This window comes from Cupriavidus plantarum, assembly GCF_905397285.1.
Classification (GTDB): Bacteria; Pseudomonadota; Gammaproteobacteria; order Burkholderiales; family Burkholderiaceae; genus Cupriavidus; species Cupriavidus plantarum.
Genome location: NZ_CAJPUX010000001.1, coordinates 1298396 through 1313462, shown reverse-complemented (window position 1 = coordinate 1313462; position 15067 = coordinate 1298396). Strand labels below are relative to the sequence as shown.

Annotated in this window: 15 protein-coding genes; 4 read left to right on the top strand and 11 right to left on the bottom strand. The window is 66.3% G+C overall.

What is annotated here, in order from left to right; genetic code table 11:
* Nucleotides 1-44 precede the first annotated feature (44 nt).
* The 3 genes from KHP16_RS06100 to alr are packed head-to-tail and all read right to left on the bottom strand — an operon-like array spanning nucleotide 45 to nucleotide 3280.
* Nucleotides 45-782: a GntR family transcriptional regulator gene (locus KHP16_RS06100; protein WP_211959747.1), complete on the bottom strand. Its 738-nt coding sequence runs from the start codon at nucleotides 780-782 to the stop codon at nucleotides 45-47.
* Entirely contained in the window at nucleotides 779-2149 is a 1371-nt protein-coding gene (radA, locus tag KHP16_RS06095; RefSeq protein ID WP_211959746.1) for a DNA repair protein RadA, read from the bottom strand. The genes KHP16_RS06100 and radA overlap by 4 nt, the downstream gene beginning before the upstream one ends.
* Nucleotides 2150-2170: 21 nt before the next feature.
* On the bottom strand, nucleotides 2171-3280 hold the full coding sequence (gene alr / locus KHP16_RS06090) for an alanine racemase (protein ID WP_109582690.1): 1110 nt from the start codon (nucleotides 3278-3280) through the stop codon (nucleotides 2171-2173).
* A gap of 470 nt (nucleotides 3281-3750) precedes the next feature.
* Here alr and lplT point away from each other — a divergent pair, with 470 nt between their 5' ends.
* Nucleotides 3751-5070: a lysophospholipid transporter LplT gene (lplT, locus tag KHP16_RS06085; protein WP_109581289.1), complete on the top strand. Its 1320-nt coding sequence runs from the start codon at nucleotides 3751-3753 to the stop codon at nucleotides 5068-5070.
* 50 nt (nucleotides 5071-5120) lie between these two features.
* On the opposite strand, the gene KHP16_RS06080 is transcribed toward lplT, so the two are convergent.
* Genes KHP16_RS06080 through tsaB form a run of 4 tightly spaced genes read right to left on the bottom strand, consistent with a single transcriptional unit; the run spans nucleotide 5121 to nucleotide 8527 of the window.
* Nucleotides 5121-6287: a DUF1853 family protein gene (locus tag KHP16_RS06080; RefSeq protein ID WP_211959745.1), complete on the bottom strand. Its 1167-nt coding sequence runs from the start codon at nucleotides 6285-6287 to the stop codon at nucleotides 5121-5123.
* Complete coding sequence (locus KHP16_RS06075; RefSeq protein ID WP_121491324.1) at nucleotides 6268-7140, bottom strand: uracil-DNA glycosylase; 873 nt, start codon at nucleotides 7138-7140, stop codon at nucleotides 6268-6270. The genes KHP16_RS06080 and KHP16_RS06075 overlap by 20 nt, the downstream gene beginning before the upstream one ends.
* Nucleotides 7141-7151: 11 nt before the next feature.
* The gene (gene rimI, locus KHP16_RS06070) at nucleotides 7152-7691 is read right to left on the bottom strand and encodes a ribosomal protein S18-alanine N-acetyltransferase (RefSeq protein ID WP_115952162.1); all 540 of its coding nucleotides are present in this window, start codon (nucleotides 7689-7691) and stop codon (nucleotides 7152-7154) included.
* Nucleotides 7688-8527, bottom strand: coding sequence for a tRNA (adenosine(37)-N6)-threonylcarbamoyltransferase complex dimerization subunit type 1 TsaB (gene tsaB, locus KHP16_RS06065; protein ID WP_211959744.1), 840 nt, complete (start codon nucleotides 8525-8527; stop codon nucleotides 7688-7690). Before tsaB ends, rimI begins: the two co-directional genes overlap by 4 nt.
* A gap of 164 nt (nucleotides 8528-8691) precedes the next feature.
* On the opposite strand from tsaB, the gene KHP16_RS06060 reads away from it, so the two are divergent.
* Nucleotides 8692-8961 (top strand): acyl-CoA-binding protein, encoded by a 270-nt coding sequence (locus KHP16_RS06060; protein WP_211959743.1) that lies wholly within the window; start codon nucleotides 8692-8694, stop codon nucleotides 8959-8961.
* 24 nt (nucleotides 8962-8985) lie between these two features.
* Here the strand turns inward: KHP16_RS06060 and KHP16_RS06055 are convergent, their stop codons facing one another.
* From KHP16_RS06055 to KHP16_RS06045, 3 genes are all read right to left on the bottom strand, one after another.
* Nucleotides 8986-9456: an SRPBCC family protein gene (locus tag KHP16_RS06055; RefSeq protein WP_109581294.1), complete on the bottom strand. Its 471-nt coding sequence runs from the start codon at nucleotides 9454-9456 to the stop codon at nucleotides 8986-8988.
* A gap of 130 nt (nucleotides 9457-9586) precedes the next feature.
* Nucleotides 9587-11173, bottom strand: coding sequence for a malate synthase A (gene aceB / locus KHP16_RS06050; protein WP_109581295.1), 1587 nt, complete (start codon nucleotides 11171-11173; stop codon nucleotides 9587-9589).
* Nucleotides 11174-11222: 49 nt separating this feature from the next.
* Entirely contained in the window at nucleotides 11223-11936 is a 714-nt protein-coding gene (locus tag KHP16_RS06045; RefSeq protein ID WP_109581296.1) for a haloacid dehalogenase type II, read from the bottom strand.
* A gap of 84 nt (nucleotides 11937-12020) precedes the next feature.
* Here KHP16_RS06045 and KHP16_RS06040 point away from each other — a divergent pair, with 84 nt between their 5' ends.
* Together KHP16_RS06040 and KHP16_RS06035 are read left to right on the top strand one after the other, a co-directional pair.
* Nucleotides 12021-13031: a LysR family transcriptional regulator gene (locus KHP16_RS06040; RefSeq protein WP_373561894.1), complete on the top strand. Its 1011-nt coding sequence runs from the start codon at nucleotides 12021-12023 to the stop codon at nucleotides 13029-13031.
* A 111-nt stretch (nucleotides 13032-13142) separates the two neighbouring features.
* The gene (locus tag KHP16_RS06035; protein WP_109581298.1) at nucleotides 13143-13577 is read left to right on the top strand and encodes a universal stress protein; all 435 of its coding nucleotides are present in this window, start codon (nucleotides 13143-13145) and stop codon (nucleotides 13575-13577) included.
* 43 nt (nucleotides 13578-13620) lie between these two features.
* On the opposite strand, the gene aceA is transcribed toward KHP16_RS06035, so the two are convergent.
* Nucleotides 13621-14928, bottom strand: a complete 1308-nt coding sequence (gene aceA, locus KHP16_RS06030; protein WP_109581299.1) for an isocitrate lyase — start codon at nucleotides 14926-14928, stop codon at nucleotides 13621-13623.
* Nucleotides 14929-15067: the final 139 nt, after the last annotated feature.

Here is a 15067-nt window from a genome sequence, read left to right as displayed (position 1 = left end):
AAACCGAGGACTGAGGGATGGCGCGCAGGCGCCGGGGCCGGTCGTCAGCCGAACCGTCTGCGCCGTGCGGGTGCGTTCGGGACTTTGGGCCGCACAAGGCTGGTGCGGGCCTGTTCGAGGCGCTCGGTCGTCAGGCGGCTGACTTCCGCGCGGCCGTCTTCGATGTGCGCGGACAACAGCGCCACGGCGCGCTGACCATCGGCGGCCTCGAGCGCCGCGAGGATCGCGCCGTGTTCGTCGTATGTCAGTGAGATACGCGTGCCAAATGCGAAGTCCAGCCGGCGGATGATGCGGATGCGGTCCGTTACCTGCTGATGCACGGCCGCGGCCTCCGGGTTGCCCGCGGCATGGACGATGGCCAGATGGAACGCCTCGTCGAGCTCGGCCACGCGCTGGCCGTCGGCAAGCCGCTCGGCCACCGGCACACGCCAGATGGCGTCCAGTTCGGCGACGAGCCGAGCCAGCCCATCCGCGCGCCCCGCCCCGCACAACCGCATCACCGCATGGGTCTCGAGCATCGTCCGCAATTCATACAACGCCTCGAACCGCGCCAGATCCAGCGGCACCACTTCCCACCCATTGCGGTAATACCCGCGGACCAGTCCATCGCCCTGCAACCGCAGCAAGGCCTCCCGTACTGGCGTGCGCGAGATGCCGAGCCGCTCCGCGACGTCGTTCTCCGTAAACCGGTCGCCGGGCAGCAGCCGAAACGCGAAAATGTCGTCGCGCAGGCTCTGATACGCCCCGTGAGACCGCGATGGCCGGTCGGCGCGCACCGTCATGACTCCAGATGCCGCACGCGATCGATGGCCTGCTCGATGCGCTCCACCGCAATCACCTCGAGGCCCTCGATGGGCTGCTTCGGCGCATTGGCCTTGGGAATCACGGCGACCGTAAAGCCAAGCTTGGCCGCTTCCTTCAAGCGCTCCTGCCCACGCGGACTCGGACGAATCTCACCCGCGAGACCCACCTCGCCGAACACGACGAGCCCACGCGGCAGCGGCTTGTTCCGCATCGACGAATGAATCGACAGCAGCACGGCCAGATCCGCCGCCGGCTCGGTGATCTTCACCCCGCCCACCGCATTGAGAAACACGTCCTGGTCGAAGCACGCGATGCCCGCATGCCGATGCAGCACGGCCAGCAACATCGCCAGCCGGTTCTGCTCGAGCCCCACCGCCAGCCGCCGGGGATTGGGCGACCCGGCCGCATCCACCAGCGCCTGCACCTCGACGAGCAGGGGCCGCGTGCCCTCCTGCGTCACGAGCACGCACGAGCCCGGCACCGATTCCTCGTGCTGCGACAGAAACAGCGCCGACGGATTGCTGACGCCGCGCAGGCCCTTCTCCGTCATCGCGAACACGCCAAGCTCGTTGACCGCGCCAAAGCGGTTCTTGAACGCGCGAATGAGCCGATGCGAGGAATGCGTGTCCCCTTCGAAATACAGCACCGTATCGACGATATGCTCGAGCACGCGCGGCCCCGCCAGGCTGCCTTCCTTCGTGACGTGGCCGACGAGGATGATCGTGATGCCGCTGCTCTTGGCAATGCGCGTCAGTTGCGCCGCGCATTCACGCACCTGTGCAACCGAGCCCGGCGCGGAGGTCAATGCCTCCGAGTACAGCGTCTGGATCGAGTCGATCACCGCGACCTCGGGCTTCTCCGACTCCAGTGCGCTCTGGATCTTCTCCAGCTGGATCTCGGGCAGCAGCCCGAGCGAGGGGCTTTCCACGCCAAGCCGCTGCGCGCGCAACGCGATCTGCGCGCCGGACTCCTCGCCGCTCACATAAAGCACGCGCCGTTCGCCGGCCAGATTGGCAAGCGCCTGCAGCAACAGCGTCGACTTGCCGATGCCCGGGTCACCCCCGATCAGCACCACGCCGCCGGCCACGAGCCCGCCGCCGAGCACGCGATCGAACTCGTCGATCCCGCTCGAGAACCGGGGCACATCGGCGGCGTCGATTTCCGAGAGCTTGCGCACCATGGCGGACGCCGCCAATGGCTGAAAGCGCCGCGCCGCCGCCGACCCGGAATCGGCGACGGTTTCCACGAGGGTGTTCCACTGCTGGCAATGCGGACACTGACCCTGCCAGCGCGGCGCGGTCCCGCCGCATTCGGTGCACGTATAGACAGTCTTGATCTTGGCCAAGGTTGCTTCGATGCCTTTGGTTCACATGGATTCGGGCGCGCCGGTCATGGTCGCCACGGTGGTCGGCACGCGGGGCGCCAGCGCGCACATCAACTCGTACCCGACCGTGCCACTGGCCGCCGCCACATCGTCGATGGGCAGCCCATGCCCCCACAGCGTCACCGGCGACCCGACGCGGGCCTTCGGGCACGGCGTCAGGTCCACGCACAGCATGTCCATCGACACGCGTCCGACCAGCTCCGTGCGGACGCCATCGACGAGCACCGGCGCGCGGAGTTCGCCCCACCCGCTGGCATGGCGCGGGTAGCCATCCGCGTACCCGCAAGCCACCACGCCGATCCGCATCGGCCGCTCGGCCGTATACAAGGAGCCATAGCCGACGGTATCGCCCACCTGCAGATCCTGCACCGCGATGAGTTCGCTATGCAACGACATCGCGGGCTGCAGTCCGGTGTCGGCGATATCGGCGGCGCGGCCGCTTGGCGACGCGCCGTAAAGGATCACGCCCGGCCGCACCCAAGCGCGATGCGCCTCCGGATGCCACAGGACCGCCGCCGAATTCGAGAGGCTGGCTTCGCCGGGCAGGTTTGCCGTCGCCGCATCGAACGCTTCGATCTGGTGCGCGATGCCGCGCGGACCGTCCGCATCCGAGAAATGCGTCATGTGGACGATGCTCCCCACGCACGACATCGTGCGTGCGCGCTCCCACGCTGCGCGGTACTGCGCGGGGCGGAAGCCGAGGCGGTTCATGCCAGTATTGAGCTTGAGCTGGAGCGCCAGCGGTCCCTTCGGCCGCGCCAGTTCGAGCATGCGCAACTGCTCTTCGTTGTGAACGGCGGTGGTCAGCCGGTACTGCTCGATCAGCGCCACGTCCTGCGGCTGGAAGAAGCCCTCGAGCAGCAGGATCGGGCCCTGCCAGCCCAGTTCGCGGAGGAGAACGGCCTCATTGAGGTCCAGCAGTCCGAAACCGTCGGTGCCGCGCAGGCCGGCGAACGCGCGGCGAATACCGTGGCCGTACGCATTGGCCTTGACCACGGCCCAGACACGCGCGCCCGGGGCGCGGCCGCGCACGACCTCGAGGTTATTGGCGAGGGCGGGCTGGTGGATAACAGCTTGGATGGGTCTTGGCATCGTAAAAAATTCTTGGAACATCCACGGTGATGGCTGGTCCGTTGGGAGACTGGCTCTTGCACGTCGCTTGCACGTCATCGGTGTATCGGACGACGGTCATCAGGGTAGACCCCGTCACCGCCTCGCAAGTGCCCAACGTTTTCAGACCGTGGTGGCTGGCATCGCCGGCCCGGGGGCTATCGGCCACATCCGGGCGCGCGCCGCGCAGCCGATATTTGAACACAGTTGGATGCGGATTCCGGGAATCCAATCCGTCACCCGCTGTCAAAAAGGCCGTCCGCCAGTGTGCTGAAATGTCGCGTTTTCGTGATATAAAGCCGGACGCTCAGGCCATGTTTTATAAGTGAAGCAATATGTCTATGACGGTACGGCAAGCCTCGCGGCGAGCAAATGTCACGCATCCGCCCCACTTTGACACGGCCGCCGTGCCAGGTTCCCTGCCCGTCCGCGATGGAGACAAAGTCGATAGCATGAAGAAGGGTTTCTATACCATCATGGCCGCGCAGTTTTTTTCGTCGCTGGCCGACAATGCGCTGCTCATCGCAGCCATCGCCCTTCTTACCGAGTTGCATTCCCCGCAGTGGATGACCCCGCTGCTCAAGCTGTTCTTCGTGCTCTCCTATGTCGTGCTCGCCGCGTTCGTCGGCGCGTTCGCGGATTCGATGCCGAAGGGCCGCGTGATGCTTATTACGAACGCGATCAAGATCGTCGGTTGCGCGATCATGATGTTCGGGTTGCACCCGCTGCTGGCCTACGGGATCGTCGGTTTCGGCGCCGCGGCCTATTCGCCCGCCAAGTACGGCATCCTCACCGAGCTGCTGCCGCCCGAGAAACTCGTGATGGCCAATGGCTGGATCGAGGGGCTGACGGTCGGGTCGATCATCCTCGGCACCGTGGTCGGTGGAGCGCTGATCTCGGTGCACGTGTCCGATATCCTGCTGCGGCTCGACGTGCCGTACATCGATACCGGCATCAATACCCCGGCCGAAGCGGCCATGGTCGTGATCATGCTGTGCTACCTGATCGCGTCCATCTTCAACATCTTCATTCCCGATACGGGCGCGCGCTATCCCGCGCAGGAGAAGAACCCGATCAAGCTCATCGCCGAGTTCGGCGACTGCTTCGTGGCGCTGTGGCGCGACAAGCTCGGCCAGATCTCGCTGGCCGTGACGACGCTGTTCTGGGGCGTCGGGGCCACGCTGCAGTTCATCGTACTCAAGTGGGCGGAGCATTCGCTGGGGCTCAACCTGTCGCAGGGGGCGCTGCTCCAGGCTGTCGTGGCAGTGGGCGTGGCGGTGGGCGCGATTCTCGCGGCGGCGCGTATTCCGCTCAAGCGTTCGCTGTCGGTCCTGCCGTTTGGCGTGGCGATGGGCGCGACGGTCATGCTGATGGCGTTCTACACGAAGGACGCGATGCCGGCCGTGACCATCGACCTGATGGGCTGGCACATGCCGCTGTACATGGCCATTGCCTATGTGTTCCTGGCCATCGTCGGCGCCATGTCCGGTTACTTCGTCGTGCCGATGAACGCGCTGCTCCAGCATCGCGGGCACGTGCTGCTGTCGGCGGGCCACTCGATTGCCGTGCAGAACTTCAACGAGAACGTGTCGGTGCTGCTGATGTTGTGTCTCTATGCGCTGCTGATCAAGCTCAACTGCCCGATCGGCTTTGTGATCATCGCGCTGGGCCTGTTCATCTGCATCACGATGTACCTCGTGATGCGGCTCCACCGCTACAACGTGCGTACGTTCAACTCCCTCGCGATGATCGGCGAGGACAAGCACCACTGAGTACCGGATCGCGCCGGGGCCGACCAGGCGCTGCCCCTCACTAGCCCTCGCTAGCGCCGGGCGATGCGTTCCCTCGCCCGCGCCTCCCAGCCGTCCGGCACCACGAATCCCCGCGATATCTCGATCCATCCCTCCTCGCCCGCCGTGCCGATGGGGGCGAGTTCGCACAACATGACGGGCGATTCGCGCCGCCAGCTGTGTTCGGGTTCGGGGTCCGCGAAACGCGCGGCCAGCGCGGCGTGAAGCGCTGCCGCGTCCTCGAACCGGGGGTCTCCCGGCGCCGGGACGGCGCCCACCCGCATGCCCGACAGCCAGTCCCCGCGCGATAGCCGGCACCAGCGCGAGGTGGGCCTCGCCGCGGCGCGCGCGGCCCAGGCATCGAGCGTCGACCACCAGCCGCGCAGGTGATCGGGAGCGATGCCCAGGGCGTCGAGCCCGGACGGCAGGATGTCGTCGCGATAGAACAGCCAGCCCAGCAGATACACCTCGCCACGATCGATCGCGCACCCGAGCGCCGCGCGGGCGTCGGGCGTGTCGCCGAGGGGCAGTTGCCGCTGCACGATATGCTCCAGCTTGTCGCCCAGCCGGTCCACGAGGTTCGGGCCGACGAACGCGCGCAGGCCCGTGACAGGGACGACAGGGGCGCCCGATTCGTTCTCGCCGACGTGCAGGTAGAACTTGGTGGCCATTTCCCAATGCACGACCTCGCCGCGCGAGGGGTCGCGCCAGACGAAGTCGAGCTCGCCCAGCGTGCGAATGCCGCGATCATGCCGATGGCGGACGGGCACATTCGACGCGAGCAGTTCCAGCCCCGGTGCGTGGGTCAGCGCGAAATGCAGCAGGCGCTCGGCATGGCGGCCCAGGCGCAGGCTCCGATTACCGGCCGGCGCGCCGCCCTCCGCCCCTCGCTGATCGGCAAGCTCGGCGATGGTTTCCGGCAACAACGCCGGATCTGCCGTGGCCAGCCACCGCATCCACGCGGCGCGCGACGCCTCCGGCCAGCGCGCCAGTCCGAATGCCCGGCCCAGGCCCGCAATATCGAATTCAGGAAGCCGCGACAGCAGCGGCGGTGCGAGCGAGCACCATGCGAGGTCGCGGACGCGTTGGGAGGTGGCGTGGCGCCAGAGCGGCCACGGGTCGCCGGACCCGTCGGGGCCGGCCAGGGCCGGTCCGCCGGGGCTGAGGGCGTGCGCGAGGTCAGGCTTGAGCTCCCGCACGATCGTGGACCTCGCGTGCCAGGCACAGATCCTCCCACGCCCGCGCCTTATCGGTCAGCGTGCGCAGCAGGTAGGCCGGGTGATACGTCACCACGACCGGAATGCCCTCGTACTCGTGCACCGTGCCGCGCAGCTTGCCGATCGGCGTGGTTGTGCGCAGCAGCGACTGCGCGGCGAACCGGCCCAGCACGACGATGACTTTCGGCCTGACGAGCGCGATCTGCCTGCGCAGATAGGGCTCGCACTGCTCGACCTCGTTCGGCGCGGGATCGCGATTCTCGGGCGGCCGGCATTTGAGCACGTTGGCAATGAAGACGTTCCGCCCGCGCGCAAGGTTCAGCGCGCCAAGCATGTTGTCGAGCAGCTTGCCGGCCTGCCCGACGAACGGCTCGCCTTGCAGGTCTTCGTTCTGCCCGGGGGCCTCTCCCACGAGCATCCACTCGGCGGCGCGATCGCCGACACCGAACACGGTTTGCGTGCGCGTCTCGCACAAGCCGCACGCGGTGCAACCGGCGACGTTCGCCTCGAGCGCGTCCCAGTCCATCGCGGCGATGTCCGCCGCCCGCTGCGGCAGCAGCGCATGGACGACCTCCGGCACGGGCTCGCGCGCGGGCGCCACCACCGCCGGGGGCCGGACCTCCGCTGGCCCGGCCTCGAAGGCCGGCTCACGGTCGAGCGCGACGGCCTGAACCTCCGAGAGCGCCGAACGCTCGGGAAGCTCGGGAAGCTGGTCACGCTCGGCAACCTCGGCGGCCTCTCCAGACCCGCCCGCCAGCACAGTCCCTACCCCCGCCTTCGGCACCCACTCGGTCCGAATCCCGAGCACCTCGAGGAACCGCGCGCGGCGATCCACGACGCTGTCTTTCATGTTGTCGCCTCCCCGGTGCCCCAGCTCCGCCGCAACACGAGCGCATCCTCGCGCGACTGTCCCGCGGCCGGGTAATAGCCCCGCCGCCGGCCGATCTCCGCAAACCCCGCCTCCCGATAGAGCGCAATCGCCCCGAGGTTAGAAGGCCTGACCTCGAGCAGCATCGTATAAAGCCGATGATCGTGCGACGTCGCGAGTGCGACGGCCAACAGCCTGCGGCCGAGCCCCTGCCGCTGACGCCGGGGATCGATCGTGATGTTGAGCAGATGCATCTCGTCGACGACCGGCATCAGCACCGCATAGCCAACCAGCGCATGCGTCGGATCCCGCAACGTCAAACCCAGATGCCCGGCCTTGAGCGAATTCTCGAAATTGCCGCGCGTCCACGGATGGCTGTAAGCCCGCTGCTCGATCTCGGCCACCGCCGACAGATCGAGCGCGCTCATGCGGCCGACCCGCCAGCCGTCCGGCAGCACGGGCATGACCGGCACATCCGGCCAGGCGCCATCGGAATACGGCTGCAACGCGGCGCTCATGACGCGCTCCCTGATCCACGCACGGCACGGACGGCACGGGCGGCAGGAACGGCGCCCTTCGCGGCATCCACGGCATCCGGAGCTTCCGCCGCCTCCGCGGCTAGCTTCGCGGCCTTTGCCGCCGCCACCGCCTCCCGCTCCACGATCGTCTGCGCCACCTTGTCGCGCAGATAGATCGGCATCGCATCGGCCGCATCGATGGTCTCGCCGCGCGCCAGCGCCCGCTGGGCAATCGCGACCACGGCGCGCGCCTCGGGCATCGCGTCGGGCACCCGGCGCGCCGCGCCCGCCGCCACCGCAAGCCGCTCGCCGAACGCCCCGATCGCATTGCCCGCGATCCAGTATTCGCCGGCGGGACGCGACACGGCGTCCGCGGGCCCCACGCCGATCGGTCCGGCCACCCGCCAGTCTTCCGCCGCATCGTCCCATACGAACGTGCCCGAGTAGACCTCGTCCATCCGCGCATCGAGCGTCACCAGCACCGGCACCCCGGCCGGCAGCCCAAGCGCACGCACGCCTTCCGCGCAGGCCATCAGCGTATTCACGGGAATGACGGGCAGTTCGGCCCCAAAGGCCAGCCCCTGCGCCACGCCGCAGGCGGTACGCAGGCCGGTAAACGAACCGGGGCCAGCGCCAAACGCAATGGCCGCGCAATCGGCCAGCCGCACGCCGGCCTCGGCCAGCACTTCGGCGACCGCCGGCAGCACGCGCGAGGACGAGCGCGGGCCCGTGTGGTCATGACGGAAGACACACGAGGCGTCGCCATCGGCCGTGGCGCGCCCCAGTGCGACGGAGCACCACTCTGTGGAGGTCTCGACAGCAAGAATCCAGGACATGCCGCGATTGTATCCGTTGTCCCCGTCACAAGGCATCTGCGATGACAACCGTCACCCCGGCCGGACTGAAGGCTTCCTCGGATTTTTTACGTCAAACGGCGCGCACGCCCGGCTATCATCGGACATCGCATTCCATCCATCGTAACGACTCTAAAGGAGCCCCCATGAGCGATCTCCAGGCACGTTTCGAACAAGCCCAGACCGACGTGAAATCCCTGAACGAGCGCCCCAGCAACATGACGCTGCTGCGTCTGTACGCGCTGTACAAGCAAGGCAGCGAAGGCGACGCGCAAGGCGAGAAGCCCGGCATGACGGATTTCGTCGGCCGCTACAAGTTCGAGGCGTGGGAATCGCTGAAGGGCACCAGCAAGGACGAGGCGATGCAGAAGTACATCGACCTCGTGGAAGAACTACGGAGCGGCGCGGTCAGCTGACCGGCCCCTCCCATCGCGGCCGCCTCAGCCGAGGCGGCCCGTGTGCGCGATCTCGCGGATCTTGCGCACCGTGTCGAGATCGGCCTCGTGGTAGGCCGACTTGACGATCTCCGCGTAGCGGTCGTCGCCGCTCGCATCCACCGCCGGCATCGTCGTTTCATAGACAAAGCGCAGCAGCAGCGCATTCGGGCCCGGCGTCTCGATGACCATCGTCAGCGTGCCCCCCGCATGTTCGGCCGTGGCCGCGGTCTCGTACCGCACGAGCCGATGCGGCTCGAACACCACGCGATCGCGAATTTTCGCCTCGCCGAAATGCAGCACCCGTTCGATCCAGCCGTCGCCGCGCGCCGTCACTTCGGACCGGTCCAGCCCGAGCACGAACTCCGCCGGCTCCTCGGCGCGCAGCACCAGTCCCTGCCACAACTGCTGCGCGGTCATCGGGTCCAGCGCGGGGTTGCCCAGATCGTTGATCTCCACCAGGTGTTCGAAACGCAACTCACTTCTCCTGTTCGTCAATGCCGTCATTATGAATGGCTTTGCACGCAGACGAACATGGGAGCGCAAGCGGATAAAAAAAGCCCCCGGGCGAACCCGGGGGCGTCTTTGCAGCCGTGGCAGCCCGCGATCAGACTTCCTCGTACAGCGGCAGCGTCAGGAATTCGGCGAAGTCTTCCGACGTCGACATCTGCTCGAAGATCTGCGCGGCGCGGTCATAGGTAGGCGTCTCACCGCCAACGACCGCCTTCACCTTCGCCAGCTCTTCCGGAATCAGCGCGCGCACCAGTTCCGCGGTGACCTTGCGGCCGTCCTCGAGCTTGCCCTTCGGCGAGCGAATCCACTGCCACACCTGCGAGCGCGAGATCTCGGCGGTGGCGGCGTCTTCCATCAGGTTGTGGATCGGCACACAGCCATTGCCGGCCAGCCAGGCGCCGAGGTAATGGATGCCCACGTTGATGTTCATGCGCAGGCCGTGCTCGGTGATCGGCGTCTCCGGCTTGAAGTCGAGCAGATCGGCGCCCTTCACGTTCACGTCCGGACGCTGCTTCTCGAACTGGTTCGGCTTGTCGCCGAGCACCGCGACGAACTCCTTCATCGCCGGTTCCACGAGGCCCGGGTGCGCGACCCAGCCGCCGTCGTAACCATCGGTCGCATCGCGGCGCTTGTCGCTGATGATGCCTTCCATGGCGATGGCGTTCTTTTCCGGATCGTTCTTGATCGGGATCAGCGCGCTCATGCCGCCGATCGCCGGCGCGCCGCGCTTGTGGCAAGTCTTCAGCAGCAGCAGCGCGTAGGCGCGCATGAACGGCGCGGTCATCGTGACCTTCGCGCGGTCGGCCAGGCAGAACTCCTTGTCCACCTTGAACTTCTTGATGCACGAGAAGATGTAATCCCAGCGGCCGGCGTTCAGGCCCGCGCTGTGGTCCCGCAGTTCGTACAGGATTTCTTCCATCTCGAACGCGGCGAGGATGGTTTCGATCAGCACGGTGGCCTTGATCGTGCCCTGCGGCAGGCCCACTTCGTTCTGCGCCATCACGAACACGTCGTTCCACAGGCGCGCCTCGAGGTGGCTTTCCATCTTCGGCAGATAGAAGAACGGACCCGCGCCGCGCGCGATCTGCTCCTTGCCGTTGTGGAACAGGAACAGCGCGAAGTCGAAGATACCGCCCGAAATGCGCTTGCCGTCGATCGTGACGTGCTTCTCGTCCAGATGCCAGCCGCGCGGACGCACCTGCAGCGTGGCGATCTTGTCGTTGAGCTTGTAGTGCTTGCCGTTGGAATCCAGCGTCAACGTGCGGCGCACGGCGGCCTTCAGGTTGACCTGGCCCTGCATCTGGTTGTGCCAGTTCGGCGTGTTCGAGTCCTCGAAGTCCGTCATGTAGCTGTCGGCACCCGAGTTGAACGCGTTGATCACCATCTTGGCCTCGACGGGACCGGTGATTTCCACGCGGCGGCATTCGAGCGCCTTCGGTACCGGAGCCACCTTCCAGTCGCCCTCGCGCACGGACTTCGTTTCCGGCAGGAAGTCGGGGATTTCGCCGGCGTCGAGGCGCTTCGCGCGCTCCACGCGCGCGGCCAGCAGTTCCTGGCGGCGCGGCTCGAAGGCGCGGTGCAGCTTGTCTACGAGGGCCAGGGCTTCCGGCGTCAGGATGTCTTCATAGGCCGGCAGGATCTCGCCGGTAATCTTCATGCCCGCGGGCAGCGTGATAGCCATCAGTGTTCTCCTGTATATGCGATGGAATGGTGATTGGGAATCCTGCGCGTCAGGTCGTCAGACCCGCATCGGGACAATGCGTGGCGATAAACGCGAGCAGGTCGTTCATGTCGTGCCCGGTGCCGGCAGGCGCCACGTCGAGGCGCTCCGCCGGATGGCCGGCACGGTTGATCCAGAACGTCGTATAGCCGTACCAGGAGGCCCCGCACGCGTCCCAGCCATTGGAGGATACGAACAGGATCTCCCGCACGGGCACGTCGAATGCCGCGGGGCCGAGCGCATACGCGGCCGGCGCGGTCTTGTACTGGCGCACGGCCTCGACTGACAGCACATGGTCGAACAGCCCTTGCATGCCGGCGCTCTTGACCGAGATGTCGAGCATCTCCGGATTGCCGTTCGACAGGATGCCGAGCGGCAGTCCCGCGCGCTTCAACCGCTTGAGCGCGCCGAGGTTCTCGGGAAACGCGGACAGGCAGGCGTATTCCTTCAGCAGTTGCGCCTCCGTGGCCGCGTGCATGTCCAGCCCCAGCCGTTCGGCCGCAAAGCGCAGCGCGTCGATCGTGATGTTCCAGAACGGCTTGTAGCGCGATCCGTCCGGCGCGGCCATCGTGCGCACGCGCGTGTAGTCGATCTGCCGCTCGCGCCACAGCAGCGCGAGCGCCTCGCCCTTGCCCGGAAACAATTGCTCCGCGCGCGCCGTGACGGAATACACGTCGAACAGCGTGCCATAGGCATCGAACACGACCGCGCGAATCTTGTGCATGGAAGGACTGAATGGGGCTGTACACGTCTGAATGCAGGGCATTGTAGGCAGGCATTGCAGTGCGACAAAGCCGCTGGGGGTCACTTGATCTTTTACTTTTACACATCTAATCTAGGCCGATTCTGTCGCGACTCATGCGCCTGCCCGTGTGTTGACACCGTGGATCACTTCAAACAGCTCGAAACGTTCGTCTCCGTCGCGTCGCGCGGCAGCCTGTCCGCCGCCGCCGCGGCCGAGGGCGTGGCACCCGCCATCATCGGCCGCCGCATCGACGCCCTCGAGGAACGCCTCGGCGTCAAACTGCTGGTCCGCACCACGCGGCGCCTCACGCTGACCTTCGAAGGCTCCGCGTTCCTCGAAGACTGCCAGCGCATCCTCAACGACCTGCACAACGCCGAGGCCAGCGTCTCTGCCGGCGGCGTCAAGGCCAGCGGCCACCTCCGCGTGACCGCGCCCGCGGGCTTCGGCCGCAAGCATGTGGCGCCCGTGGTGCCGCTGTTCATCGAATCGCACCCCGACGTCACAATCACGCTTGACCTCGCGGACCGCGTGGTCGACCTCGTCAACGAAGGCTTCGACTGCGCGATCCGGCTCGGCGACCTGCCCGACTCGAATCTCGTGTCCATCCGGCTCGCCGAGAACCGCCGCGTGGTCGTCGCGTCGCCGGACTACCTCGCGCGCGCGGGCACGCCTCGCGAGCCGGAAGACCTCGCCCGCCATAACTGTCTGGCCTTCGGCGCGAGCGCCAACGTCCAGCGCGGCTGGGCTTTCCAGCAGGACGGCCACGCGGTGACCGTCAAGGTCGGCGGCACGATGGAATGCACGGACGGCGCCGTCCTGCACGAATGGTGTCTGCAGGGCCACGGCCTCGCGTGGCGCTCCTGGTGGGAAGTCGGCCACGAGATCGCGAGCGGCCGGCTCGTGACCGTGCTCGACGAATTCCAGGCGCCGCCAATCGGCATCCATGCCGTGTTTCCGCAGCGCAAGCACCTGCCGCTGCGCGTGCGGCTGTTCATCGATCATCTCAAGAACACCTATGGCAACCCCGCTTACTGGCGCCGCGCCGAACAGGCCGCTGCATTGACCGTCGCGTGACGGCCCTGCTGCGTGCGGCACGGCACGATGCCAGTTGATCTGAAACAAGGTCGGGCGTAGTAAGCGGACTAGAATGAACTTGTCGGTTTCACTTCGTGAAGGAGGTCCAGCATGTTCAAGCACATCCTGCTACCCACCGACGGTTCCGCGCTGTCGAAGAAAGCCATCGACGGCGGCCTGGAACTGGCCAAGGCGATCGGCGCGCGCGTCACCGCCTACGTCTGCCTCGAGGAGTATCCCTACACCCCCTTCAGCGAGATCGTCGTGGAGGCGCCCCAGGCCTTCAAGGACCGCATCGAGAATCAGGCGCGGCTCTACCTGCGCGAGATCGAAACCGCGGCCCTGGCCGAGAACCTGCCGTTCGACGCCGACATGACCACCTTCGCGGTGCCCTACCTCGGCATCATCGACGCGGCGGAACGGCACGGGTGCGACGTCATCTTCATGGCCTCCCACGGACGGCGCGGCCTGACTGGCCTCATCCTTGGCAGCGAAACCCAAAAGGTGCTGACACACACGGATATCCCGGTGATCGTGTACCGATGAGGCGGCGCTCCCCGGGGGGAAGCCCCGCGGGGAGCGCACCTCATCAGGCCGCCTTCCGCTCCGTCTTCTTCTCGTCGAAGAACTGCTCGTCCTCGGTCGAGCCCTTCAGCGCCGTCGTCGAAGACTGACCGCCCTCGATGGTCTGCGTCACCGCATCGAAGTAACCGGTGCCGACTTCGCGCTGATGCTTGACCGCGGTAAAGCCCTTCTCCGCCGCGGCGAACTCGTTTTCCTGGAGTTCGACGAACGCGCTCATCTGGTTGCGCGCATAGCCATAGGCGAGGTTGAACATCGAGTAGTTCAGCGAGTGGAAACCCGCCAGCGTGATGAACTGGAACTTGTAGCCCATCGCACCGAGCTCCTTCTGGAACTTGGCGATGGTGGCGTCGTCGAGGTTCTTCTTCCAGTTGAACGACGGCGAGCAGTTATAGGCCAGCAGCTTGCCCGGGAACCTGGCGTGCACCGCGTCCGCGAACTTCTTCGCGAATTCGAGATCGGGCTTGCCGGTTTCGCACCAGACCAGATCGGCGACTTCCGCGTAAGCAATGGCGCGCGCAATCGCCTGATCGATGCCGGGCTTGGTGCGATAGAACCCTTCCACCGTGCGCTCGCCCGTGCAGAACGGCTTGTCGCGATCGTCCACGTCCGAGGTCAGCAGATCGGCCGCTTCGGCATCGGTCCGCGCGATCACCAGCGTCGGCACGCCCGAAACGTCGGCAGCAAGACGCGCGGCATGCAGTTTGGCCACCGCTTCACGCGTCGGCACGAGGACCTTGCCGCCCATGTGGCCGCACTTCTTGACCGAAGCGAGCTGGTCTTCGAAGTGCACGCCGGCGGCGCCCGCCTCGATCATCGACTTCATCAGCTCGAACGCATTCAGCACGCCACCGAAACCGGCTTCGGCATCGGCCACGATCGGCGCGAAATAATCGATATCCCCAGAGCCTTCGCTCCACTGAATCTGATCCGCGCGCTGGAACGTGTTGTTGATGCGCTTGACCACCTGCGGCACCGAGTTGGCCGGATACAGCGACTGGTCCGGATACATCTCGCCGGCCAGGTTGGCATCGCCCGCCACCTGCCAGCCCGACAGATAGATGGCCTTCAGACCGGCCTTCACCTGCTGCATGGCCTGGTTGCCGGTCAGCGCGCCGAGCGTGTTCACGAACGGCTCGTTGTTGAGCAGATGCCAGAGCTTTTCCGCGCCACGGCGGGCGAGCGTGTGCTCGATCTGGATCGAGCCCCGCAGGCGGATCACGTCCTCGGCCGTGTAATTGCGCGACACGCCCTTCCAGCGCGGGTTGGTTTCCCAGTCTTGCTGGAGCTTCTGGATGTCTTGTTGGCGGGTCATGGTGTTCTCCTGTTGACGATGGATCGATGGGTTAGCTTCCAAAATCTGTGACACAGGTCATGTGTCTTATATAAGAGTGTAGGGAAGCCTCCCGCGTCGCAACAAGCGAACAAACGCCCTCCGGCGTAGATTTTTTATC

What these genes read in the sequence shown, in the direction of transcription:
- KHP16_RS06100 (WP_211959747.1), bottom strand. Translation starts at nt 782, where the DNA reads ATGACGGTGCGCGCCGACCGGCCATCGCGGTCTCACGGGGCGTATCAG.
- alr (WP_109582690.1), bottom strand. Translation starts at nt 3,280, where the DNA reads ATGCCAAGACCCATCCAAGCTGTTATCCACCAGCCCGCCCTCGCCAAT.
- lplT (WP_109581289.1), top strand. Translation starts at nt 3,751, where the DNA reads ATGAAGAAGGGTTTCTATACCATCATGGCCGCGCAGTTTTTTTCGTCG.
- rimI (WP_115952162.1), bottom strand. Translation starts at nt 7,691, where the DNA reads ATGAGCGCCGCGTTGCAGCCGTATTCCGATGGCGCCTGGCCGGATGTG.
- tsaB (WP_211959744.1), bottom strand. Translation starts at nt 8,527, where the DNA reads ATGTCCTGGATTCTTGCTGTCGAGACCTCCACAGAGTGGTGCTCCGTC.
- KHP16_RS06060 (WP_211959743.1), top strand. Translation starts at nt 8,692, where the DNA reads ATGAGCGATCTCCAGGCACGTTTCGAACAAGCCCAGACCGACGTGAAA.
- aceB (WP_109581295.1), bottom strand. Translation starts at nt 11,173, where the DNA reads ATGGCTATCACGCTGCCCGCGGGCATGAAGATTACCGGCGAGATCCTG.
- KHP16_RS06045 (WP_109581296.1), bottom strand. Translation starts at nt 11,936, where the DNA reads ATGCACAAGATTCGCGCGGTCGTGTTCGATGCCTATGGCACGCTGTTC.
- KHP16_RS06035 (WP_109581298.1), top strand. Translation starts at nt 13,143, where the DNA reads ATGTTCAAGCACATCCTGCTACCCACCGACGGTTCCGCGCTGTCGAAG.
- aceA (WP_109581299.1), bottom strand. Translation starts at nt 14,928, where the DNA reads ATGACCCGCCAACAAGACATCCAGAAGCTCCAGCAAGACTGGGAAACC.